The sequence below is a fragment of the Janthinobacterium sp. GW458P genome (genome assembly GCF_002127585.1).
Classification (GTDB): domain Bacteria; phylum Pseudomonadota; class Gammaproteobacteria; order Burkholderiales; family Burkholderiaceae_D; genus Janthinobacterium.
The window spans coordinates 1-930 of sequence record NZ_NEGZ01000151.1; the positions used below are offsets into that span (position 1 = coordinate 1).

General features: G+C 46.5%; 2 rRNA genes. Both read left to right on the forward strand.

Going from position 1 to position 930, the window contains the following annotated elements:
• Positions 1 to 103, forward strand: a 5S ribosomal RNA gene (gene rrf / locus CBW50_RS28500); the annotation flags it as partial.
• Between the two features lie 739 nt (positions 104 to 842).
• A 16S ribosomal RNA gene (locus tag CBW50_RS28505) occupies positions 843 to 930 on the forward strand; the annotation flags it as partial.

Genomic DNA, 930 nt, shown 5'->3' on the forward strand with positions numbered 1-930 from the left:
ATAGCAAGTTGGTCCCACCCCTTCCCATCCCGAACAGGACCGTGAAACAACTTTGCGCCGATGATAGTGCTGCAACCAGTGTGAAAGTAGGTTATCGTCAGGCTTGTTATTTGCTGAAACAGCCGCCGGCTGTTTCATCTAGAAAAAACCCGCTCAGCAATGAGCGGGTTTTTTTTCGTCTGGCGCTTTATTCCCCGGGCACTACTGGGAATGCACTCGTCAAGCAGTGCTTAGCCTCTTATCGATGCCACTGCAGTCATCAGGCCGGTGCCGATCTAATGCAGCTGCATGCGAATGAGCCTATTAATCCGCAAGCGCCAACGGACACCAGGGCGTTCTGGATGGTATTAACTGGTCAGTTTAATGGCGGTATGGCATCGCATCATTAAATTTCACACTTTCTTAGAATAAACCTTGCTGCCTGCGTATAGCTTTGCTATAGTTCGCCTCCCCAATGAGGCGCTGCAGTTTGCAAAACAACGGGATCACTGGAAACGGTGAAGGTAGTAAAAAAGAGGGTTGACGGATTTAGCGAAATGCCTCATACTCTTCTTTCTTCGCAGCTGACAAACACAACGCTTTGTCGATAGCGCGAAAGCAGTAACCGAATACAGTTCTTTAACAATTAACAGTCGATAAGTGTGGACATTTGATGTAGTGCAGCGCCGATTTTCGGATTGGCGTCATACTTAAAATATCAAATGTTCACAAGAAATAATGAAATAGGCGCTACGAAAGTAGTGGCCTGTCAGTTTTTTGAGTGAGCAAATCTTTTGCAATGTAAAAGATTTGGATGGTAGTGATACTGTCCGACCTGTCAGAAATGACATTAAACAGAGATTAAACTGAAGAGTTTGATCCTGGCTCAGATTGAACGCTGGCGGCATGCCTTACACATGCAAGTCGAACGGCAGCACGGAGCTTGCTCTG